Source organism: Microbacterium sp. USHLN272, from assembly GCF_037149655.1.
In the GTDB taxonomy this organism is placed as follows: Bacteria; Actinomycetota; Actinomycetes; order Actinomycetales; family Microbacteriaceae; genus Microbacterium; species Microbacterium galbinum.
On the sequence record NZ_JBBCRA010000001.1, the window covers coordinates 1,219,448 to 1,241,619 of the forward strand.

Sequence of the window (22,172 nt, forward strand, 5' to 3'; positions counted from 1 at the left end):
TCACCGATCGCGGTCGTCCCGGCCCTCCCGGCCCTCCCGGTCGTCGCCGCGCGGGCGCTTGCGCGCCGACCACGCGGCGAAGGCGGATGCCGCCGCTCCCGCCGCCCGGTCGATCGCCTCGGCGGAGCGCGAGATCGCGTCCTGCGCGGCGTCCTGCCATCCGACGCTCGCCGTCGTGTCCCCCCGCCCGCGCGCGGTGTGCTCGGCGATCTCGAAGGCACGGGCGAGCGCGTCGACGGCGTCGCGGTAGTCGGCGAACTCCGCGGGAGTCGGACGCTCCCCCGCCGTGCGCCGCGCCTCCGCCGCACGATTCGCCGCGCGGAAGTAGGCCGCCGTCGCCGGCTGCTTCACGTCCGACATCGCCGGGTAGGCGATCTGCAGACCGGGATCGGTCTCGTAGGTCATCCAGCGCGCGACGATCGCATCGTGGTCGGCGCGCAACCGCTCCAGCGGGCGAGGGGCGGATGCCGCGGGGAGCGCGGCGCGGGCCGCATTCAGGCGCACCTGCTTCGCGCGCACATCGGCCGCGGCCGCCTTCGCATCGCGCTCGGCGTCGCGCAGCATCCGTTTCGCGCTGGCCACGTGCTCCGCCGTCGCCCGGCGTGCGGTGCGTTCGGCGGCGATGCGGGTGTGATCGGCGCGCGCGATCTTCACGGCTGCGCGCTTCTCGACCACCGCGACCTTCGCCGCCCGCAGGTCGTGGCGCGCGGCATCCACGGCGAGGCGTCGGCCACTGCGCGTGCTGCGACGCCGCAGCCCGACGGCGCCCGCGGTGACACCGCCGGCGCCGACCGCCGCGATCCACCACCACTCCCCGAGGAGCATCAACGGGTCCATCCTCCGATGCTATCGAGCCGCTGGCCGGGGCGCTGGGCAGGACCGGGGAGGGAACCTCACTGAACAGGTGTCGAATCCTTCCGGAAACCCCTGTCCCGGGGGGCCGCACGGGGGTACGTTGATCCTGCTCATCACTCCCCGATGGGCGCACAAGCCCACACCGCCGCACCCACCACGATTCGGTGCGGCACCGACGATGGAGGCCCACATGGGATTCGTAACCACGGAAGACGGCGCGGAGATCTTCTTCAAGGACTGGGGTCCCCGCGACGCCCAGCCCATCATGTTCCACCACGGCTGGCCTCTGTCGTCCGACGACTGGGACGCGCAGATGCTGTTCTTCCTGTCGAAGGGCTTCCGCGTCGTCGCCAGCGACCGTCGCGGTCACGGACGCTCCTCGCAGATCGGCACCGGGCACGACATGGACCACTACGCCAGTGACGCGTCGGCGGTCGTCGAGCACCTCGACCTGCGGAACGCCGTGCACATCGGCCACTCGACCGGAGGCGGCCAGGTCGCCCGCTACGTCGCCAAGTACGGCCAGCCCCAGGGGCGCGTCGCGAAGGCCGTGCTCGTCTCGGCCGTTCCGCCGCTGATGGTGCAGACCGAGGCGAACCCCGAGGGCACGCCGATCTCGGTCTTCGATGGTTTCCGCGAAGCGCTCGCAGCGAACCGCGCCGACTTCTTCCAGGCCGTCGCCTCCGGTCCCTTCTACGGGTTCAACCGCGAGGGCGCAGCCGTCTCCGAGCCCGTCGTCGCCAACTGGTGGCGCCAGGGGATGACCGGCAGCGCGCTCGCGCACTACGAGGGCATCAAGGCGTTCTCCGAGACCGACCAGACCGAGGACCTGAAGTCGATCACCGTTCCGGTGCTGGTGCTGCAGGGCGACGACGACCAGGTCGTGCCGTACAAGGATGCCGCGCTGAAGCAGCACGAGCTCCTGCCGAACTCCGAGATCAAGATCTACGAGGGTTACCCGCACGGCATGCTCACCACGCACGCCGACGTGATCAACCCCGACATCCTGGCGTTCATCCAGGCCTAGTCGCGGCCGCCCCACACGCAGACGGCGCACCTCGGGATCTCCCGGGGTGCGCCGTTCCGCATCGTGCCGTGCGACGGTTCGTCGCGTCAGACCAGCGTCTCCTGCCATGCCGCGTGCAACTGGGCGAACTTGCCCGTACCGCCGATCAGGGCATCGGGGGTGTCGTCCTCGATGATCTCGCCGTGCTCCATCACGAGCACCCGGTCGGCGATCGCGACGGTCGAGAGCCGATGCGCGATGATGATTGCGGTCCGGTCGGCGAGCAGCGTCTGCAGGGCATCCTGGATCAGCCGCTCCGAGGGGATGTCGAGCGACGCCGTCGCCTCGTCGAGGATCAGCACCGCGGGGTCGGCGAGGAACGCACGGGCGAACGAGATCAGCTGACGCTGACCGGCCGACACGCGGCCACCGCGCTTATTGACGTCGGTGCCGTAGCCGTCGGGCAGCGCCTCGATGAACCCATCCGCGCCCACGGCCCGGGCGGCCGCGCGGATCTCGTCGAGCGAGGCGTCGGGTTTGCCGAGCGCGATGTTGTCGGCGACGGTACCGCTGAACAGGTAGGCCTCCTGCGTGACCATGACGATCGCGCGGCGGAGGTCCTTCGGGTGCAGCGAGCGCAGGTCGACGCCGTCGAGCGTCACCGTGCCCTTCGACGGGTCGTAGAAACGCGAGATGAGCTTCGCCAGCGTCGACTTTCCCGCACCGGTCGTGCCGACCAGCGCGATCGTCTGCCCCGCGGGGATGTCGAGCGAGAAGTTCGGGAGGATCGTCTTCTCACCGTTGTACCCGAAGGTCACCTCGTCGAACTCGATGTGCCCGCGCGACTCCCACAGGTCGACCGGCTTCTCGGGGTCGGGCACCGTCGGCACCTCCTCGAGCACGCCCGACACCTTCTCGAGCGCGGCGGTGGCCGACTGGTAGGAGTTGAGGAACATCGCGATCTCCTGCATGGGCGCGAAGAAGTTGCGCACGTACAGCACCGCCGACAGCAGCACGCCGACGGTCAGAGCGCCCTCGGCGACGCGCACGCCGCCCCAGAGCACGACGATGCCGAGCGTGAGCGCCGCGACGCCCATCAGGCCGGGCTCGAAGGTGCCGAACAGCATCAGCGAACGGCGGTTGACGTCGCGGTACTCCCCCGAGATCTTCTGGAAGGCGACGTCGTTGCGGGGCTCCTTGCGGAACGCCTTGACCGCGCGGATGCCGGTCATGGTCTCGACGAACTGCACGATCACTTGTGCGCTGATGACGCGCGACTCGCGGTAGACGAGCTGCGACCGCGAGTAGAACCAGCGCATCAGGAAGAACAGCGGAACACCCGCGATCGCGAGGATGAGACCGGACTGCCAGTCCCAGATGCACAGCGCGATGAAGGTGAACAGGCCGAAGAGCACGCCGGAGACGAGCTCGTTGAGGCCTCCGTCGAGCAGCTCGCGGATCGAGTCGAGGTCGCTCGTCTGACGCGAGATGATGCGCCCGGAGGTGTACGACTCGTGGAACTCGAGGCTCAGACGCTGCGTGTGCAGGAAGATCCGCTTGCGCAGATCGAGCAGCACCGCCTGCGTCAGCTTGGCGGCGATGATGACGTACCAGGCGATCATCACCGCGGCGACGACCCCTGCGAGCAGGTAGACGCCGCCGATCATGAACGTCGGCATCCAGTCGGAGTGCTCGATCACGGCCGGCAGCGCACGGTCGAGCCCGATGCTGATGAGGATGGGGCCCGCGACCTGCAGCGCGGTCGAGATGACGAGCACGACGGCTGCCAGCACGATGCGCGCCTTGAGCGGCCGCACGAGCGAGCCGAGCAGACGCAGCGAGCGCTGCCGGATGGCCCTGCTCTCCTCCTTGGTGTACCGGGAGCGGTCTTCGTCCTGCGTTCCGATGAGGGCGCTCATGACCGCACCTCCTTCTCGGTGATCAGATCTTCGTCGGGCTGCTCGCCGTTCTGGGCGCGGATGCCGGCCTCGATGTCGTGAGCCTCGTCGGCCTCGTCGTCGCGGATCACGGGGATCGCGCCGGTGCGCGCCGCCTCCTCGGCCTCGAGGCTGGAGATGACGTGACGGTAGTGGCGGCTGCTGCGCAGCAGCTCGCTGTGCGTGCCGACGGCGGTGATGCGGCCGGCCTCGAGCAGCGCCACGCGGTCGGCGAGGGCGACGGTCGACGGCCGGTGCGCGACGATCATCGCGGTCGTGTCGGCGAGCACGTGTCGCAGGGCCTCCTCGACGAGCGCCTCGGTGTCGACGTCGAGCGCCGAGAGCGGGTCGTCGAGCACGAGCACCTTCGGCTTCGCGGCGACCGCACGCGCGAGCGCGAGTCGCTGTCGCTGACCGCCCGAGAGACTCAGTCCCTCTTCGCCGATGACCGTCTCGACGCCGTCGGGCAGCGCGTCGACGAACGACGCCTGGGCGACATCGAGGGCTTCGCGCAGGACGCGCTCGGCCTCGTCGCTGTGCACGTCGAGCTCGGCGCGACCCAGCAGCACGTTCTCGCGCACGGTCGCCGAGAAGAGCGTCGCGTCTTCGAACGCCATCGCGATGTGCTGGCGCAGTTCGGCCAGCGGCAGGTCGCGCACGTCGACGCCGTCGAGCGTCACGGAACCGCCGGTCACGTCGTAGAGGCGGGTCGGCAGCGTCGTGAGGGTGGTCTTGCCGCTGCCGGTGAGACCGACCAGCGCCATGGTCTCGCCCGGCCGCAGCACGAGGTCGATGCCGTCGAGCAGGTCGCGCTCCTGCGCGCCGGCGTCCTGGTAGCGGAAGTGCGCGTTCTGGAACGCCAGCTCGCCCCGCGGGTTCTCGATGTGCACGGGGTTCTCGGGGTCGGTGATCGTGTTCGTCTCGGAGAAGATCTCGAACACGCGGTCGGTCGCCGTGCGGGCGTCGAGCATGAACGAGAACAGGAAGCCGATCGACTCGATCGGCCAGCGCAGCACCGTCGCCATCGCGAAGAACGCGAACAGTTCGGGCAGGTCGATCGCGCCCTGCGAGATGAGCCAGATCCCCGACATGAGGCTGAGGCCGAAGGCGATCTGCGGCATGAGGTCGAGCCAGAACCAGATCGAGGCGATCGCGCCGGCCTTGCTCATCTCGGTCTCGCGCAGCGTCTCGGCCTGGCGGCTGAAACGGCTCAGCGCATGCTTGCCGCGCCCGAACGCCTTGAGCACACGGATGCCGTGCACGCTCTCCTCGACGCTCGTCGCGAGGTCTCCCGCCTGGTCCTGGCTCCGGCGGGTGAGGGCGCCGTAGCGCTTCTCGAAGAGGTAGCCGCGGATCCACAGCGGGATGGCTGTGACGATGAAGATCGTGCCCAGCAGCCAGTGCCACCGGAACAGGAGTGCCGCTCCGATGATGATCGTGAGGATGTTCACCACGAGCAGCACGAGACCGAAGGCGAGCCAGCGGCGGATGAGGCCGATGTCCTGCATCATGCGGCTCAGCAGCTGGCCCGACTGCCAGCGGTCGTGGAACGCCACGGGCAGGGTCTGCAGGCGCGCGTAGAGATCGGTGCGCATGCGGTACTCGACCTCGGTCGAGGGCTTGAGCACGAACTGGCGGCGCAGGAACACCATCAGGGCTTCACCGAGGGCGAGGCCGAGAACGGCGACCGCGCCCCAGACGATCGCTCCGAGCTCGCCGGTCTGCACCGGACCCTGGATGATCTGCTCGAGGACGATCGGGATCATCAGCGCGATGATCGCCGCGGCGAGCGCGCTGGCGGCACCGCCGGCGAGCCGCCAGATGACGGGACGGACGAAGGGCTTGAGACGCCACAGCGCTGCGGCGGTCGACAGGGAGGAGGAAGCGGGGGGATTCTGCGAGGAAGACATGTCTCTCAGACGGTTCGTGCGGAAGAGGTTGCGGAGCAGGCGGACGCCGAGCGGTCTCGGTGAGTGCAGCGGACTCGTCGAGTCCGGCGTCCGGCGGGGAAGAGGCGGGGCGCGGAGCGCGGTGCGGCTCTAGTGGAACGTGCGCACCGGAGTCGTGCCGAGAGCTGCGATCTGCGTGACCAGGATCGTGGTCATGGTGTCCTCCTCAGGGCTCGGCGGTGTCGTCCGGTTGGTGCGACAGCCCTCCAGCCTATTGCTGTGAACAAGCTGTGCGCAAGAGGAATTCCTCCTTTCCTCTCGCGCGACCCGTCGGCCCCGGTCTCTCAGCGTGCGATCTCTTCGCGTGCGAGCAGGCGCTCCTTCACGTCGAGTCCCCAGGCGAAGCCGCCGAGGGTGCCGTCGGTACGCAGCACCCGGTGGCACGGCACGAACAGCGCCGGGGCGTTGCGCGCGCAGATCGACGCCGCGGCCCGCACGGCGCGCGGGTTGTCGAGCACGGCGGCGAAGGAGGTGTATGTGAGCGGAGCGCCCGGGGCGATCTCCCGCAGCGCGGCCCAGCCCGACAGCTGCAGCGAGGTGCCCGTCTGACGCACGGGCACGGCGTCGATCGCCGCGAGGTCGCCCGCGTAATACGCCTGCACGGCCGATGCTGCTTCGGTCTCGCCCTCGCGCACCTCTGCCGGGCGCACCGCCGCCGCGAGCCTTCCGAGGATCGCCCCGCGGTCGGCCGTCCAGCCGGACGCCAGCACGCGCTGCTCGTCGTCGGCGAGGATGGTGAACGCCCCGTCGGGAGTGTCGATGGTCTGGATGAGGGCGGTCATGGGGTCTCCTTCGTGATCGGTGTCTTCGTGATCGGTGTCGTCGTGATCGGTGTCGTCGTGATCGGTGTCGTCGTGATCGGTGTCGTCGTGATCGGTGTCGTCGTCGCGCGCTTCGCCGAGCGGACGGGGGCCGCGCGCCAGAGGTGCGCGGTGAGGTAGCTCCGCCACGGAGCCGTCCGCTCCGCCCACGCCGTCAGGGCACGCGGTTCGCCCGGGAGACCGGAGGCCGCGGCGCCGGCTCGCATCGCGACGTCACCCGGGAGCAGGATGTCGGGGTCTCCGAGCACCCGCATGCGTACGTAGTCGGCCGTCCACGGCCCGATACCCGGCATCGCGAGGAGCGCGGCCCGCTGCTCGGCCCCATCGTCACCGACCGTGAGGGTGAGCGAGCCGTCCGCCAGCGCGGCAGCGGCGCCGGTGATGGCACGGATGCGGGCGGCCGGGCCCCGCAGCACCTCGGCGCCGTGCTCGGCGATCGCGGTCATGGTCGGGAAGAGCACACCGTCGTCGGTGCGCTCTCCGAGGGCGTCGGCGAGCGCGGTCAGCGCCGTCCGGGCGGCGACGACCGTGATCTGCTGACCGACCATTGCGCGGATGAGCATCTCGTGGGGATCGGCCGCTCCCGGCACTCGGATCCCCGGGGTCGCGGCGACCAGCGGCGCGAGCTCGGGGTGCGCACCGAGCGCGTCGTCGACGGCCCGCGGGTCGGCATCCAGATCGAACAGGCGCCGCACCGTGCCCACCAGGGGCGCGAGATCACCCAGCTGCGTGACCCGGGCGCGCAGATGCAGTCGCTCGGCGGCATCCTGCCGCACCTCGAACCACGCCGGCCCTCCGCTCATGCGCAGGTGCCGTGCGAACGACGTCTCGGTGGCCACCTCGACCCCGGGCAATGCGCGGGCCGCCATCCAGGCGAAGATGCCCGAGGCATCGAGTGGCCCGCGGAAGGGCAGCACGAGGTCGATCGTGCCGGGAGCTGCGGCCATCGGCATCCGTCGTCGCGCGCGCAGCTCGCTGGGCGTGAGGGCGAAGACCTCGCGGATCGTGTCGTTGCACTGCCGGATGCTGGCGAACCCCGCCGAGAACGCCACGTCGGAGACGGGCATGTCGGTGCCGACGAGCAACATGCGCGCCGTGTGCGCACGGTGCGCCCGGGCGAGGGCCAGCGGCCCGGCACCGAGCTCGCTGACCAGCACTCGGTTCAGATGCCGGCTCGAGTACCCGAGCCGCGCGGCGAGGCCGGACACTCCCTCGCGTTCCACCACGCCCGCGGAGATGAGTCGCATCGCACGGGCCGCGGCGTCACCGCGCAGATTCCAAGCCGGCGACCCGGGCGCCGCCTCGGGGAGACAGCGCTTGCATGCCCGGTAGCCCGCCTCGTGCGCCGCGGCGCTCGTCGGGTAGAACGTCACGTTCTCGGGCTTCGGCGTGCGCGCCGGACAGCTCGGCCGGCAGTAGATGCCCGTCGATCGCACGGCTGTCACGAACTGCCCGTCGAAGCGGGTGTCTCGCGCGTCGATCGCGCGGTACCGCTCGTCGAAGTCGGTCACGGGGAGGCTCATGACTCCATGCTGTCACGGGCCTCCGACATCGACTGGCGGAAATCGGACATCGCGGTGAGAGGCCAGGACACGCCGCATCCGCGCGGCGCGAGACGGCGTGTCGTGACTCCTCACGCGATCGCCGATCGCCGATCGCCGATCGCCGAGAGACCGGACGGACCGAGGCCCCCACCCGCGGTCTGCGGATGAGGGCCTCGAGGGAGCTGCGGATGCTCAGTGGAAGAAGTGGCGCTCTCCCGTGAAGAACATCGTGACGCCGGCCTTGCGGGCCGCATCCACGACCTCCTCGTCGCGCACCGAGCCACCCGGCTGCACGATCGCGGTCACACCGGCATCGATGAGCACCTGGGCGCCGTCGGCGAACGGGAAGAACGCGTCGGATGCCGCGACCGAACCGGCCGCGCGCTCGCCCGCGCGCTCGACCGCGAGGCGGCACGAGTCGACGCGGTTGACCTGGCCCATGCCGACGCCGACCGTGGCGTTGTCCTTCGCGAGCACGATCGCGTTCGACTTGACGGCGCGGCACGCCTTCCACGCGAAGATCAGGTTCTCCATCTCGAGGTCGCTCGGTCGCTCACCGGAGACGAGCTCCCAGTTCTTGGCGACCGAGACGATGTCGTCGGGGAACCGGTCGGCGTCCTGCAGCAGGAGACCGCCCGAGACGAGGCGCACGTCCATGCGCTCCTGCTGCCAGTCCTCCGGCAGCTGCAGCAGACGCAGGTTCTTCTTCGCCTTGAACACCTCGAGGGCGGCGGGCTCGAACGCGGGGGCGACGATGACCTCGGTGAAGATGTCCTTGAGGTTCTCGGCCATCTTGAGCGTGACGGTGCCGTTCGCGGCGATCACTCCGCCGTACGCCGAGACCGGGTCGCACTCGTGCGCGCGCAGGTGCGCGCTGGCGATCGGGTCGAGGGCGTTCGGAGCGGTCGTCGCGATGCCGCACGGGTTGGCGTGCTTGATGATCGCGACGGCCGGCTTGATCATGTCGTAGGCGGCGCGCAGGGCGGCATCCGCGTCGACGTAGTTGTTGTAGGACATCTCCTTGCCCTGCAGCTGCGTGGCCTGGGCGATGCCGTGACCGCCCGCGCGCGTGTAGATCGCACCGCGCTGGTGGGAGTTCTCGCCGTAGCGGAGCGTCGCGAGGCGCTCGGCCTGGATCGTCAGGTGCGCCGGCAGGTCGCCGTCGTCCTGGAGGGTGCCTTCGGCGAACCACGACGCGACGGCCGTGTCGTAGGCGGCGGTGTGCGCGAACGCGCGGGCCGCGAGCTCGCGGCGCTGCGACAGCGAGGTGCCGCCCTCGGCGATCGCCGAGATGATCCCGGGGTACGACTGCGGCGAGACGACGATGGCCACGTTCGCGTGGTTCTTGGCGGCGGCGCGCACCATGGCGGGCCCGCCGATGTCGATCTGCTCCACGACGTCGTCGCCCTGGGCGCCCGAGGCGACGGTCTCGACGAACGGGTACAGGTTCACCACGACGAGCTCGAACGGTGCGATGTCGAGGTCGGCGAGCTGACGCTCGTGGTCCTCGAGGCGCAGATCGGCGAGCAGGCCGCCGTGGATCTTCGGGTGCAGGGTCTTGACGCGACCGTCGAGCATCTCGGCGACACCGGTCACCGCGGCGACGTCGGTCACCTCGAAGCCGGCCTCGCGGATGGTCGCGGCCGTCGAACCGGTCGACACGATCTGCACGCCGGAGTCGGCGAGCGCCTTCGCGAGGACGAGCAGATCGGTCTTGTCGCTCACCGAGACGAGCGCCCGGCGGATCGGCACCGTGTCGCGATCGCGGTACAGCGAGGGGTCGTGGCGGGGGCCGGCCATGGTGATGCTCCTTCGTGCGTCGGGCGTGAGAGGGGAGGAAGAGGATCAGGAAGCGGCGTCGAGCGCGAGCTCGCCGGTCGCGATGCGCCGCACGACATCGATCAGCAGGCGGCGCTCGACGGGCTTGATGCGGTCGTGCAGGGTGTGCTCGGTGTCGCCGTCGAGGATCGGCACGCGCTCCTGCGCGAGGATCGGTCCGGTGTCGACGCCGTCGTCGACGACGATCACGCTGGCGCCCGTCTCGGCGACGCCGGCGGCGAGCGCATCGCGCACCCCGTGCGCGCCCGGGAACTCCGGCAGGTAGGCCGGGTGGGTGTTCACGAGACGCGGGGAGAACCGCGCCACGAGGGATGCGGGCAACAGGCGCATGAGACCGCTGAGCACGACGAGGTCGGGGTTCCAGACGGCGAGCTGGCGGCCGAGTTCCTCGCCCCAGGCCTCGCGGCTCTCGTGCTCGTGCCACGGCACGGTGAAGCTGGGGATGCCGAACTCCTCGGCGTGGGCCAGGCCGTCGGCCTCGCGGTCGGCGCCCACGACGACCACCCGCGCGGGAAAGTCCGGGTGGCGGGCGGCCTCGAGGAGGGCACGAAGATTCGAGCCGGTGCCCGAGATGAGAACGGCGACCGTGAGCACGCGCCCAGTCTACCGGGGCGCGGGAGGGCGCCCCTCCCCGGTGACATCGTCGAGCGGAGCCGTCTCCGCGAAGGGCAGAGGGGCGGCATCCGCTGGTGAATCGGCGGATCCGGCATATGGCGACGACGACGTCGCGTCACCGATCAGATCGTCGAGATCGGATGCCGTCATCTCGGCGACCCAGCGATCGGTGCGCTCCTCGGCGAGCTCGTCGCGGTTGCGCGGCGACAGCAGCAGGATCGCGGCGCCCAGCAGCACCTCTCCCCCGAGGGCGAGCGCGAAGGCGCCGACCGACGGGCCGGTCTCGGCGAGACGCCCCGGACCGATCGACCCGCTGGTGAGCAGCGCGGCGAGGGCGGCGACACCGGCGGTCACGGCACCCATGCCGACCGCGATCACGGCGCGCGGCAGCATCCGGAGCGGTGTCCCCTCCCACACCAGGCGAGAGCGCACGGCCCATCCGGCCACGGCACCGGCGGCGACCGGCAGCAGCACGACGATGAGCATCCAGATCGAGCTGTTCTCGGGCAGCAGCCCCAGCACCGGGATGCCGGGCACGACGCCGAGCTGCGTGCCCGCCGGAGACACCGCGGTGCCGACGCCCACGGCGAATCCGGGTCCGGCGATCCACGACGCCGTCCAGACGAGGAGCGTCGGCAGGTAGAGGAATTGGGCGAGGGTGATCACGACCGCGCCGAGCACGTCGACACGTGCGGCCTGGAAGAGGGCGACGACCTCACCGCCGCGGAACAGCGTGAGGAGGGCGAGCGCTGCGGCCGAGACGCCGAGCACGGCGACGAGGGCGAACGCGGCTCCCCGCACGATGGCCGCGGGTACCGGGGCCCACTCGGTCCAGGCGTCCAGACGGTCGTGGATCGCATCGATCGGCCCGCCGTCGCCGTCCTCCCAGACCACGCGCACCGCTCCGCACACCGCACCCGCGAGGTACACGGCCGCGGGCAGCAGGATCGCGAGGAGCAGGGAGGTCTTCGCCGCGTCGAGACGCGAGGTGAGGGCGACGCCGGCGGCGATCGCGGCGAACACGACCGTGCCCGAGAGCACACCGGTCACCCACGAGCCGGCGTTCGCGGCTCGCCCGCCCGAGCGCGCCGCGAACAGCAGGGTGAAGACCAGGAGGGCGAGCGGGGCGACCGAGACGGTGAAGGACGCCGCCGCCGCCGGAACACCGACCGCTACCAGCGCCGCATCCGCGATCGTGATGTCGAGCGGTACCCCGTGCCCGAATGCCCACAGCGTGCCCGTCAGCGGCCAGAGCGCACCCCAGTCGGCCGCGGCGCCGAAGGCGAGGGTCCACAGCAGGGTCAGCGGCGCCAGGAGCACGGCGAGTCCGACGGCGGCCGCGATGGCGGCGTCGAACGCGGCGAGGAGGGCGACGAGAAGGCGTTGCATAGCCTTTCGAGACTACGACGAGAATCCGGGCGGATGCCGGTGGGCGCGCGCGGCGCGGGAGAGACGATATCGTCTCATCCGGAGGTTCACCCGAATGACAACTGCCCCGTCCCCCGCACCCACCGCCGCTGAGCCGAAGAACGCCCTGGATCGTTTCTTCGAGATCACCAAGCGCGGTTCCACCTTCGGCACCGAGATCCGAGGTGGCCTGGTGACGTTCGTCACGATGGCGTACATCGTGATCCTCAACCCGATCATCCTCGGAACGCCCGACGTCGACGGCGTCGTGCTGTCCAGCTCTGCGGTCGCCGCCGCCACCGCGCTGACCGCCGGTGTGATGACGATCCTGTTCGGCGTGATCACGCGACTGCCGTTCGCGTTCGCCGCCGGCCTCGGCATCAACGCCTTCATCGCCTTCTCGGTCGTCGGCTCGGTGACCTGGCCCGAAGCCATGGCGCTCGTCATGATCAACGGTGTCATCATCGTGCTGCTCGCCGCGACCGGCCTGCGCAAGATGATCTTCGACGCCGTTCCCGTGCAGCTCAAGCTCGCGATCACGGTCGGCATCGGCCTCTTCATCGCCTTCATCGGCTTCGTGAACGCCGGTTTCGTGACGGCGACCGGCAACGCCTCGCCGCCCGTCGACCTCGGCATCGGCGGCTCCGTAGCCTCCATCCCGACCCTGCTCTTCGTCGTCACGCTGCTCATCGGCGGCGTGCTGACCGCGCTGCGCGTCAAGGGTGCGATCCTCATCGCCCTCGTCGGCGGCACCGTGCTCGGCGGCATCGTCAACCTCATCTGGCCGTTCGGCCTCGACTTCGGCTTCACCGGCTCGATCGTGGGCCTGCCCGACCTCAGCCTGGTCGGCCAGGTCGACTTCGGCTTCGACCTGCAGAAGGTCAGCATCGTCGCCCTCGTGATGTTCGTGTTCACGCTGCTGTTCTCGAACTTCTTCGACGCCATGGGCACCATGACGGGCCTCGCGAAGGAGGCCGACCTCGCCGACGAGAAGGGCGACTTCCCGCGCATCAAGTCGGCGCTCGTCGTCGAGGGCATCGGCGCGATCGCCGGTGGTGGCACCTCCTCGTCGTCGGCGACGGTCTTCGTCGAGTCGGGCGCCGGCATCGGCGAGGGCGCACGCACCGGATTCGCCACGCTCATCACGGGTGCGATGTTCCTGGTCGCGATGTTCTTCACCCCGCTGACCTCGCTCGTGCCCGGCGCCGTCGCGGCCGCCGCACTCGTGCTCGTCGGTGCGATGATGCTCGCTCAGATCAAGAACATCGATCTCAGTGACTTCCGCGTGCTGCTTCCGGTCTTCCTCACCGCCACGGTCATGCCGATGACCTACTCGATCGCCAACGGCATCGGCGCCGGCTTCATCAGCTGGATCGTCGTGAACGCCTTCTCCGGTCGCGCCAAGACGATCCACCCGCTGCTCTGGGTGGTCGGCGCGGGCTTTGTGATCTTCTTCGCCCGCGGGCCGATCGAGGCACTGTTCGGCATCGGCATCTGAGAGCGAGTCGACGGAGGGGCGGATGCTGCGGCATCCGCCCCTCTTTTCGTTGCCCGCGACCGCTGACAGCGCGCCCCGGGCATGAAAGAAGGCCCCGGGGTGGAGCCCGGGGCCTTCTCCTACAGTCTAACGCGTCAGAGCGACTCGACGATCGCGCGCATCAGGTCGGCGGTCTCGGACGGCGTCTTGCCGACCTTGACCCCGGCGGCCTCGAGGGCCTCCTTCTTGGCCTGAGCGGTTCCGGCCGAACCGGAGACGATCGCACCGGCGTGACCCATGGTCTTGCCCTCGGGAGCCGTGAAGCCCGCGACGTAGCCGACGACCGGCTTGGTGACGTGCGCCTTGATGTACTCGGCCGCACGCTCCTCGGCGTCGCCGCCGATCTCGCCGATCATGACGATGGCCTTCGTCTCGGGGTCGGCCTCGAACGCGGCGAGCGCGTCGATGTGCGTCGTGCCGATGACCGGGTCTCCGCCGATGCCGATGGCGGTCGAGAAGCCCAGGTCGCGCAGCTCGAACATCATCTGGTAGGTCAGGGTGCCCGACTTCGACACGAGGCCGATCGGTCCCTTGCCCGTGATGTTCGCGGGCGTGATGCCGACGAGCGCCTCGCCGGGGGTGATGATGCCGGGGCAGTTCGGCCCGATGATGCGGGTCTTGTTGCCCTTGCTCTGGGCGTAGGCCCAGGCCTCGGCGGAGTCACCGACGGGCACGCCCTCGGTGATCACGACGAGCAGCGGGATCTCGGCGTCGATGGCCTCGACCATCGCGCTCTTCGTGAAGGCGCCCGGCACGAAGGCGATCGACACGTCGGCGCCGGTCTCCTTCATCGCCTCGGCGACCGAGGCGAAGACGGGCAGCTCGACGGCGTTGCCGTCCTTGTCGGTGTGCGAGACCGTGGTGCCGGCCTTGCGGGCGTTGACGCCACCGACGACCTGCGTGCCGGCCTTGAGCATGAGCGCCGTGTGCTTGGTGCCCTCGCCGCCGGTGATGCCCTGGACGATGACCTTGGAGTCCTTGTTGAGGTAGATCGACATTCTTCTAGTCCTTCAGTCTCAAGCGTTGGCGAGCTCGGCGGCCTTGTCGGCGCCCTCGTCCATGGTGGCGGCCAGGGTCACGAGCGGGTGCGCGTACTCGGCGAGGATCGCGCGACCCTCGTCGACGCGGTTGCCGTCGAGGCGCACGACGAGCGGCTTGGATGCCGTGGCACCCAGCGTCTCGAGCGCGCCCTTGATGCCGTTGGCGACGGCGTCGCACGCCGTGATGCCGCCGAACACGTTGACGAAGACGCTCTTGACCTGCGGGTCGCCGAGGATGACGTCGAGACCGGCGGCCATGACCTCGGCCGAGGCGCCGCCGCCGATGTCGAGGAAGTTGGCGGGCTTGACGCCGTTGTGGTTCTCACCGGCGTAGGCGACGACGTCGAGCGTCGACATGACGAGTCCCGCGCCGTTGCCGATGATGCCGACCTCGCCGTCGAGCTTCACGTAGTTGAGACCCGATGCCTTGGCCTTGGCCTCGAGCGGGTCGGCGGCATCCTTGTCTTCCAGAGCCTCGTGCTCGGGGTGACGGATCTCCGACGCGTTGTCGTCGAGGGTGACCTTGCCGTCGAGTGCGATGATGTCGCCCTCTTCGGTGCGCACGAGCGGGTTGACCTCGACGAGCGTCGCGTCCTCGCCCTTGTAGACGTCGAAGAGCTTCACGAAGACGTCGGAGACCTTCTCGACGAGGCCCTCGGGGAAGTTCGCGGCGCGGGCGATCTCGACGGCCTTCTCCTTGTCGATACCCGTGAGCGGGTTCACCTCGACGCGGGCGAGGGCCTCGGGGCGCTCGACGGCGAGCTCTTCGATCTCCATGCCGCCCTCGACCGAGCAGAGGCTCAGGTAGGAGCGGTTGGCGCGGTCGAGCAGCACGGAGAAGTAGAACTCCTCGGCGATGCGGGCGCCCTGGGCGACCATGACGCGCTTGACGATGTGGCCCTTGATGTCGAGGCCGAGGATGGCCTTGGCCGCCTCGTAGGCCTCGTCGGGGGTCTTGGCGACCTTGACGCCGCCGGCCTTGCCACGACCACCGGTCTTGACCTGCGCCTTGACGACGACGACGCCGCCGATCTTCTCCGCGGCTGCCTTCACCTCCTCGGGGGTGTCGGCGACGATGCCGGCGAGAACCGGCACTCCGTACTTCTCGAAAACGTCTCGTGCCTGGTACTCGTACAGATCCACTGTGGTTCCTTCACTGGGCTGCTGTCTGGTAATTCTCTCGATGTCGAGACATCGACCAGTCCCCCAGCCTACTACCTCGGACTGGACGCTCCTGCGGGCCCGGATGCTCCGCCGGGGCCCGCCCGCGTCACACCATCCGCATGCTCGACAGCGCGAGGTCTAGGCTCGTGCCATGCACGAATCCGCTGAACTGCGCACCGGCGTCGTGGCCGCTGCCCTCGAGCTCTTCGACACGCAGGGCTTCGATCAGACCTCGGTCGAGCAGATCGCGAAGGCCGCCGGCGTCTCGCGATCCACCTTCTTCCGCCAGTTCGGCGGTAAGGAGGACGTCGTCTTCGCCGACCACGAGGCGCTGCTGGAGCGCCTCCGGGTGTTCCTCGCCGAGGGGCACGACGATCCGTGGGGCGCGGTGTGCGCGGCATCCGAGTCGGTCTTCTCGCACTTCGCCCACGACCCCGAGCTCGCCCGCCGCCGCTATCGGATCGTGCGCGAGGTCCCGGTGCTGCGCGAGCGCGAGATCATCACGGTGTTCCGCTACGAGCGCCTGTTCGACGAGTACCTGCGCGGGGCCCTCCCCGGCGTCGACCCGCTCGACGCGGTCGGCTTCGCGGCCCTGGTGACCGCGGTGCACAACCACGTGCTGCGCCAGTTGCTGCGCGGCACGAAGAAGGTTCCTCTGGCGACCCTGCAGGCGGCGCTGACCGACGTGCGCCGTCGCTACGGCGTGCCGGCGGATGCCACGGCGAGCGCTCCCGACGATGTCGTCGTCGCCGTGTTCCCGCGGTCGATGCCGGTCGCCGAGGTCACCCGGCGTCTGCGCTCGCAGCTCGACTGAGCGCTCTGCGGCAGGGCCCTCGGGCAGGGTTCCGCTTTCGCGCTCCCGGAGTCGTGGAACTCAGTTTCGAGGAGTACGATACTTGGTGCCACGAAGGAGCCCCATGAGCATCGATTCCTCCCCCCTGCCCGGCGAGCGCGTCTCGTCGTACGACGTCACGGGACGGCAGGGCAGCGACTACTACGCCGTGTTCGCCGACATCCCGGATGCCGATCGTGCCGCCTGGGAACGCGCGCAGGCGTACGTCGACGAGGTCGCCCCGCAGATGGCCGATGCCTGGGACCGGGCCGAGTACCCGCTGACCGCCGCTCGCCGCCTGGGCGAGATGGATCTGGTCGTCGACGGTGTCGAGCACCCCGCCCTCACGCGTCTCTCCCCTCTCGCCGCCGGACTGGTCAACATGGAGGTCTCGCGGGGCGACGGCTCTCTCGGCACGATCCTCGCGGTGCAGGGCGGTCTCGCGCTGCGCACCCTCGCACTGTTCGGCTCTCCCGCGCAGCAGGAGAAATGGCTGACGGCTCTCGCCGACGCGAGCGTGCTGGGGTCCTTCGCCCTCACCGAGCCCGACCACGGATCGGACTCGGTCTCGCTCGAGACGGTCGCGCGCCGCGGCGGCGACGCCTGGGTCATCAGCGGCACGAAGAAGTGGATCGGCAACGGGGCATCCGGCGGGATCACCTTCGTCTGGGCGCGCGTCGACGACGAGTCCGCCGACGAGCACGGCGCCGTGCGCTGCTTCCTCGTCGAGCAGGACACTCCCGGATACACCGGCACCGTCATCCGCGGAAAGGCGTCACTTCGTGCGATCCACCAGGCGCACATCCGCCTCGACGACGTGCGCGTTCCCCTCGACGCCGTGCTCCCCGGAACGCACAGCTTCAAGGACGCGTCGGTCGTGCTCTACGCGACCCGCTCCGGCGTCGCCTGGTCGGCACTCGGCCACGCCACCGCCTGCTACGAGGCCGCCCTGGCGTACGCGACCCAGCGCGTGCAGTTCGGCAAGCCGCTCGCGAAGTTCCAGATGGTGCAGGAGCGCCTCACCCACATGCTCGAGGACCTCACCGCGATGCAGCTCTACTGCCGCCGGATGGCCGACCTCGAGACGGCGGGCGCGTTGCGCCCGACGCAGGCGTCGCTCGCGAAGTTCCACAACACCCGCGCCGCACGCCGCATCGCCTCGACCGCCCGCGACCTGCTCGGGGGCAACGGCATCCTGCTCGAGAACGGCGTGATGCAGCACCTCGCCGACATCGAGGCGATCCACACCTACGAGGGCACGGAGAGCGTGCAGGCGCTGCTTCTCGGGCGCGACATCACCGGGATGAGCGCGTTCGCCTGACGGTGGAGGACGGATGCCTGCGGGCGGGCCTCAGTCGCAGCCGCAGCCGCCCGACGGCGTCTTGACCATGAAGCACACGTCGCACACACCGTAGTCGCGCTCGGTCACCGGCTTCGGCGCCTTCTCGCGCGGCACCGACGGTGTGCGCGGGGTCGAGGAACGCTTCGCCGCACGCGCGGGGACGGAGGGCGCGTACTCGCTCGGGTGGGTGACGTAGAAGTACGGCGCACGCCCCTCGCTGGGCTGCAGGCGCAGCGGGGTGGAGCCGACGACGATCGTCTCGTCCTCGGCGAACCCGTTCGTGTAGGTGCGCCCGATGTGGAGCGAGGCGTGGTCGCCGCGGCGCAGGGCCTCGATGTAACGGCCGCGGTCGATGAACGAGGTCACACCCACGGCATCGACGATCGCGCCGATGAACTCGTGGTTGACCGGGTCGATGCGGTGCGCGCGCAGCGCCTCCGCGAGGGAGCGGTAGGGACGGGAGGTGCCGGTCGGGGTCGGGCCCTGTACTTCGTTCATCCCTTCCAGGATCGCACGATCCCGGGGCCGTCTCGACCGCTTCCGCTCCCCGCCCCCCGGCGCGGGCCGTGCAAGACTGGCGGCATGGTGCGGGCGACGATCATCGGCAGCGGGCCCAACGGCCTGGCGAGCGCCGTGTCGCTCGCCAGGGCGGGGTACGAGGTGCGGGTGCTCGAGGCGTCCGACACGATCGGCGGCGGCGTGCGCACGACCGACGGCATCCTTCCCGGCTTCCGCCACGACGTCTGCTCCGCCGTGCACCCGGCGGCACTCGCCTCGCCGTTCTTCCGTGCCTTCGGCCTCGCCGACCGCATCGACTGGATCCGTCCCGAGATCTCCTACGCCCATCCGCTCGACGGAGGCCGTGCGGCGATCGCCTGGCGCGACATCGAGAAGACGTCCGCCGCCCTCGGGGACGACCGTGATGCATGGCTCGCCCGACTGCGGCCGCTGAGCGAGCACATCGACGGGGTCGTCGACTTCACCGGCCATCAGATCCCGCGCTGGCCGCACGAGCCGCTCACCGCCGCGCGTTACGCCCTGCGGATGCTCGACCAGGGCACACCGCTCGCCTCGCGCGCCTTCCGCACCCCGGAGGCGGCGGCCCTGATCACGGGCGTGCTCGCGCACGCCAATACGCCCGTTCCCTCGCTCCCCGGCGCGGCGGCCGGGCTTCTGCTCGCCGCCCTCGGTCACGCGCAGGGCTGGATGTATCCGCGCGGGGGCGCCCAGCGGATCGCCGACGCGCTGGTCGCCGACCTCGAGGCGCACGGCGGTCGCGTCGAGACGGGGCTGCACGTGCGCGACCTCGGCATCCTCGACTGGGGCGATCCCGCGCGCGGCGACCTGCTCCTGCTGAACACCTCGCCGCGTCTCGCCCTGACCCACCCCGGAATCCCCGCCGGGTACGCTCGCGCTCTCTCCCGCTACCGGTACGGACCGGCCGCGGCGAAGGTCGACTTCGAGCTCGACGGACCGGTGCCCTGGGCGAACGCCGACGTCGCGCATTCGCCGACCGTGCACCTCGGCGGCACCCGTGAGGAGGTGCGGGCGAGTGAGAACGCCGTCGCCCGCGGGCGGGTGAGCGAGCGCCCGTACGTGCTCGCGGTCCAGCCCTCCGTCTTCGACGCCACCCGCGCACCCGAGGGCAAGGCCGTGTTGTGGACCTACATCCACGTTCCCCTCGACTCGGACCTCGACGCGACCGAGCTGATCACGCGTCAGGTCGAGCGCTTCGCCCCGGGGTTCCGCGAGCGGATCCTCGCGCATCGTTCGGTGCCGGCATCCGCACGCGAGGCCGTCAACCCGGCCGAGATCCGGGGCGATGTGCTCGGCGGGGCGTTCACGATGCGCCAGGCGCTGCAGCGGCCGACGCTCTCCGCGGCCCCGTGGCGCACGCCGATGCCCGGCGTCTATCTCGCCTCGGCCGCGACCCCGCCCGGGCCCGGCGTCAACGGCATGTCGGGATGGCTCGCCGCCCGCACGGCCCTCGCCGATGCCGGCGAGCCGCACGAGCTCGGCGACCTCTTCCCCTGACACCCCTTTCCCGTGAGGGGTCAGGACACGCCGCGCCTCGCGGCGCCAGCGCGGCATGTCGTGACTCCTCGCGTCCCCTTCCGCCGCGCGCACGTGCTCGCCAGGATGGAGGCATGCGCTACGACATCCCCGCCCCGATGCTCGCGAAGGCCGCGGCGACCGTGCCCGATCCGGCGAAGACGCCCGGCGGCCTGCTCTTCGAACCCAAGTGGGACGGGTTCCGCGGCCTCATCGCGTGGGACGGCGAGACCGTCGAGATCGGATCCCGCGGAGCCAAGCCGCTCACCCGGTACTTCCCGGAACTCGTGGAGGCGATCCCGGAGCTGCTCCCCCGCCCGTGCCTGCTCGACGGCGAGATCGTCGTCGCGACCGGCGCGGAAGGAGAGCAGCGTCTCGACTGGGAGGCGCTCAGCCAGCGCATCCACCCCGCAGCCTCCCGCGTGGCGCGCCTCGCCGCCGAGACACCGGCGATGTTCATCGCGTTCGACCTGCTCGCGGAGGGCGACGACGACCTGCTCGACCGGCCGTTCTCGGAGCGCCGGGCTCGTCTGGAGTCGCTTCTGGCGGACGTGGCGCATCCCGTGCACATCACCCGTACGACCCGTGATCACGATGCCGCCGTGCGCTGGCTCGCGGAGTTCGAGGGCGCCGGGCTCGACGGGGTCGTCGCGAAGCCGCTCGACCAGCCCTACGCCCCCGGCAAGCGCACCCTGATCAAGGTCAAGCACGCCCGCACGGCCGACGTCGTGGCGCTCGGATACCGCATCCACAAGTCCGGCGCGGGAGTCGGATCGCTCCTCGTCGGCCTCTACGACGAGGACGGAACGCTGCGCCAGGTGGGCGGCGTCGCCGCGTGGAGCGACGCGCGCCGCCGCGACCTCGTCGAGGAGCTCGCGCCCCTGGTCGAGCGCGACGAAGCCGGAGACGCCGTCACCGGCGAGGGCGAGCGATCGCGCTTCACCGGATCGAAGGACGTCTCCTTCGTGCGCCTGCGTCCGGAGCGCGTCCTCGAGGTGCGCTACGACCAGCTCGAGGGTGCGCGCTTCCGCCACACCGTGCAGTTCGAACGCTGGCGTCCCGATCGCGAGGCGCGCTCGTGCACCTACGCGCAGCTCGACTCGGTCGCGGGATACGACCTCGCCGACGTGATCGGCTGACTCAGTCCTTCGCGGCAGGCTCCCCGTCGGCATCCCAGTGCGCCGCCACCTTCTTGCTGGGCTGCACGCGCGGGGGCTCCCCCGGCATCTTGGGGAACTCGGGTGGGAACGACAGCTCGCCCAATCCGTCTTCGACGTCGCGCTCCCACCAGGCGAGAAGGGTGTCGATGCGTCCGGGCTTCTGCTGCTTGTCGGCCCACGGGTCGCCGATCTCGTCGAGGCGCTGCGGAACGCTGCGCACCGTGAACCTCGTCGGATCGAGGCCGTCGAGCTCGTCCCAGTGCACCGGGGTCGACACGGTCGCACCCGGCAGGGCACGCGGACTGTAGGCGCCCGCCATCGTTCGATCACGGTTGGCCTGATTGAAGTCGATGAAGATGCGCTCTCCGCGCTCCTCCTTCCACCAGCTCATCGTGACCCGATCGGGCATCCGGCGTTCGAGTTCGCGCCCCGCGGCGATGACCGCGTGTCGCACGTCGAGGAACTCGTGGGTGGGTTCGATCGGCGCGAACACGTGCAGACCGCGATTGCCGCTCGTCTTCGCGAACGCCTCGAGGCCCGCCTCGCTCAGCACCTCCCGCAGGCCGTGGGCGGCGGTGACGGCATCCGCGAAGTCCGTGCCCGGTTGCGGATCGAGATCGATGCGCAGTTCGACGGGGTTGTCGGGGTCACTCGCGAGCGACGCCCACGGGTGGAACACGATCGTGTTCATCTGCACGGCCCACACGATCGCCGATGGTCGGTGCAGCACGATCTGCGGATGCCGCCGCCCACTGTTGTAGGTCACCGTCACGGCGTCGACGTAGTCGGGAGTGCCCTTCGGCGGATTCTTCGAGAAGAAGCCCTCGCTCCCCACGCCGTCACGGAACCGCTCGAGCGATACCGGTCGGTCGCCGTTCGACGCGAGGAAGGGATCGGCGACCCGCTGCACGTAGTCGGCCAGCTCGGCCTTGGTGATCCCGACCTCCGGCCACACGACCCGGTTGGGGCTGGAGAGCACGACCTCGCGCTCCCCCTCGGGGTCGGACACGGTCACGGGCACACGTTCGGAGGCCATGCAACGACCCTAGAGCGCGGCTGTCGCCCGCGGAAG

General features: G+C 70.4%; 18 protein-coding genes. 6 read left to right on the forward strand and 12 right to left on the reverse strand.

Going from position 1 to position 22,172, the window contains the following annotated elements; all coding sequences use genetic code 11:
- Entirely contained in the window at positions 1-837 is an 837-nt protein-coding gene (locus WFJ97_RS05955; RefSeq protein ID WP_336640804.1) for a hypothetical protein, read from the reverse strand.
- 208 nt (positions 838-1,045) lie between these two features.
- Between WFJ97_RS05955 and WFJ97_RS05960 the strand changes: the two genes are divergently transcribed.
- Entirely contained in the window at positions 1,046-1,882 is an 837-nt protein-coding gene (locus WFJ97_RS05960) for an alpha/beta fold hydrolase (RefSeq protein ID WP_336640805.1), read from the forward strand.
- 86 nt (positions 1,883-1,968) lie between these two features.
- On the opposite strand, the gene WFJ97_RS05965 is transcribed toward WFJ97_RS05960, so the two are convergent.
- The 7 genes from WFJ97_RS05965 to WFJ97_RS05995 form a co-directional block, all read right to left on the reverse strand.
- The gene (locus WFJ97_RS05965) at positions 1,969-3,780 is read right to left on the reverse strand and encodes an ABC transporter ATP-binding protein (protein ID WP_247623129.1); all 1,812 of its coding nucleotides are present in this window, start codon (positions 3,778-3,780) and stop codon (positions 1,969-1,971) included.
- Entirely contained in the window at positions 3,777-5,708 is a 1,932-nt protein-coding gene (locus WFJ97_RS05970) for an ABC transporter ATP-binding protein (protein WP_247623130.1), read from the reverse strand. Before WFJ97_RS05970 ends, WFJ97_RS05965 begins: the two co-directional genes overlap by 4 nt.
- Positions 5,709-6,031: 323 nt before the next feature.
- Positions 6,032-6,529 carry a methylated-DNA--[protein]-cysteine S-methyltransferase gene (locus WFJ97_RS05975; protein ID WP_336640806.1) on the reverse strand — a complete coding sequence of 166 codons (498 nt, stop codon included), beginning with the start codon at positions 6,527-6,529 and terminating at the stop codon, positions 6,032-6,034.
- The gene (locus WFJ97_RS05980; RefSeq protein ID WP_336640807.1) at positions 6,526-8,091 is read right to left on the reverse strand and encodes a DNA-3-methyladenine glycosylase 2 family protein; all 1,566 of its coding nucleotides are present in this window, start codon (positions 8,089-8,091) and stop codon (positions 6,526-6,528) included. Before WFJ97_RS05980 ends, WFJ97_RS05975 begins: the two co-directional genes overlap by 4 nt.
- Positions 8,092-8,304: 213 nt before the next feature.
- A complete protein-coding gene (gene purH / locus WFJ97_RS05985) occupies positions 8,305-9,912 on the reverse strand; it encodes a bifunctional phosphoribosylaminoimidazolecarboxamide formyltransferase/IMP cyclohydrolase (RefSeq protein WP_247632718.1) in 1,608 nt (535 codons plus the stop codon).
- Between the two features lie 45 nt (positions 9,913-9,957).
- Positions 9,958-10,545: a phosphoribosylglycinamide formyltransferase gene (gene purN, locus WFJ97_RS05990; RefSeq protein ID WP_336640808.1), complete on the reverse strand. Its 588-nt coding sequence runs from the start codon at positions 10,543-10,545 to the stop codon at positions 9,958-9,960.
- A 9-nt stretch (positions 10,546-10,554) separates the two neighbouring features.
- Positions 10,555-11,955, reverse strand: coding sequence for a cell division protein PerM (locus WFJ97_RS05995; RefSeq protein WP_336640809.1), 1,401 nt, complete (start codon positions 11,953-11,955; stop codon positions 10,555-10,557).
- A 94-nt stretch (positions 11,956-12,049) separates the two neighbouring features.
- On the opposite strand from WFJ97_RS05995, the gene WFJ97_RS06000 reads away from it, so the two are divergent.
- A complete protein-coding gene (locus WFJ97_RS06000) occupies positions 12,050-13,471 on the forward strand; it encodes an NCS2 family permease (protein WP_247623136.1) in 1,422 nt (473 codons plus the stop codon).
- Between the two features lie 134 nt (positions 13,472-13,605).
- Here the strand turns inward: WFJ97_RS06000 and sucD are convergent, their stop codons facing one another.
- Together sucD and sucC are read right to left on the reverse strand one after the other, a co-directional pair.
- The gene (gene sucD, locus WFJ97_RS06005) at positions 13,606-14,508 is read right to left on the reverse strand and encodes a succinate--CoA ligase subunit alpha (RefSeq protein ID WP_247623138.1); all 903 of its coding nucleotides are present in this window, start codon (positions 14,506-14,508) and stop codon (positions 13,606-13,608) included.
- An 18-nt stretch (positions 14,509-14,526) separates the two neighbouring features.
- Complete coding sequence (gene sucC / locus WFJ97_RS06010; protein ID WP_336640810.1) at positions 14,527-15,693, reverse strand: ADP-forming succinate--CoA ligase subunit beta; 1,167 nt, start codon at positions 15,691-15,693, stop codon at positions 14,527-14,529.
- A gap of 172 nt (positions 15,694-15,865) precedes the next feature.
- Here sucC and WFJ97_RS06015 point away from each other — a divergent pair, with 172 nt between their 5' ends.
- Positions 15,866-16,528 (forward strand): TetR/AcrR family transcriptional regulator, encoded by a 663-nt coding sequence (locus WFJ97_RS06015; RefSeq protein ID WP_336640811.1) that lies wholly within the window; start codon positions 15,866-15,868, stop codon positions 16,526-16,528.
- A 103-nt stretch (positions 16,529-16,631) separates the two neighbouring features.
- A complete protein-coding gene (locus WFJ97_RS06020) occupies positions 16,632-17,867 on the forward strand; it encodes an acyl-CoA dehydrogenase family protein (RefSeq protein WP_336640812.1) in 1,236 nt (411 codons plus the stop codon).
- Between the two features lie 30 nt (positions 17,868-17,897).
- Here WFJ97_RS06020 and WFJ97_RS06025 read toward each other — a convergent pair whose 3' ends face one another.
- The gene (locus WFJ97_RS06025; RefSeq protein ID WP_247623142.1) at positions 17,898-18,386 is read right to left on the reverse strand and encodes a hypothetical protein; all 489 of its coding nucleotides are present in this window, start codon (positions 18,384-18,386) and stop codon (positions 17,898-17,900) included.
- Between the two features lie 84 nt (positions 18,387-18,470).
- Between WFJ97_RS06025 and WFJ97_RS06030 the strand changes: the two genes are divergently transcribed.
- Together WFJ97_RS06030 and WFJ97_RS06035 are read left to right on the forward strand one after the other, a co-directional pair.
- Positions 18,471-19,922 (forward strand): phytoene desaturase family protein, encoded by a 1,452-nt coding sequence (locus WFJ97_RS06030; protein ID WP_336640813.1) that lies wholly within the window; start codon positions 18,471-18,473, stop codon positions 19,920-19,922.
- Positions 19,923-20,035: 113 nt separating this feature from the next.
- Positions 20,036-21,079 (forward strand): ATP-dependent DNA ligase, encoded by a 1,044-nt coding sequence (locus WFJ97_RS06035; protein ID WP_336640814.1) that lies wholly within the window; start codon positions 20,036-20,038, stop codon positions 21,077-21,079.
- A gap of 1 nt (position 21,080) precedes the next feature.
- Here WFJ97_RS06035 and ligD read toward each other — a convergent pair whose 3' ends face one another.
- Positions 21,081-22,136 (reverse strand): non-homologous end-joining DNA ligase, encoded by a 1,056-nt coding sequence (ligD, locus tag WFJ97_RS06040; protein ID WP_336640815.1) that lies wholly within the window; start codon positions 22,134-22,136, stop codon positions 21,081-21,083.
- Positions 22,137-22,172: the final 36 nt, after the last annotated feature.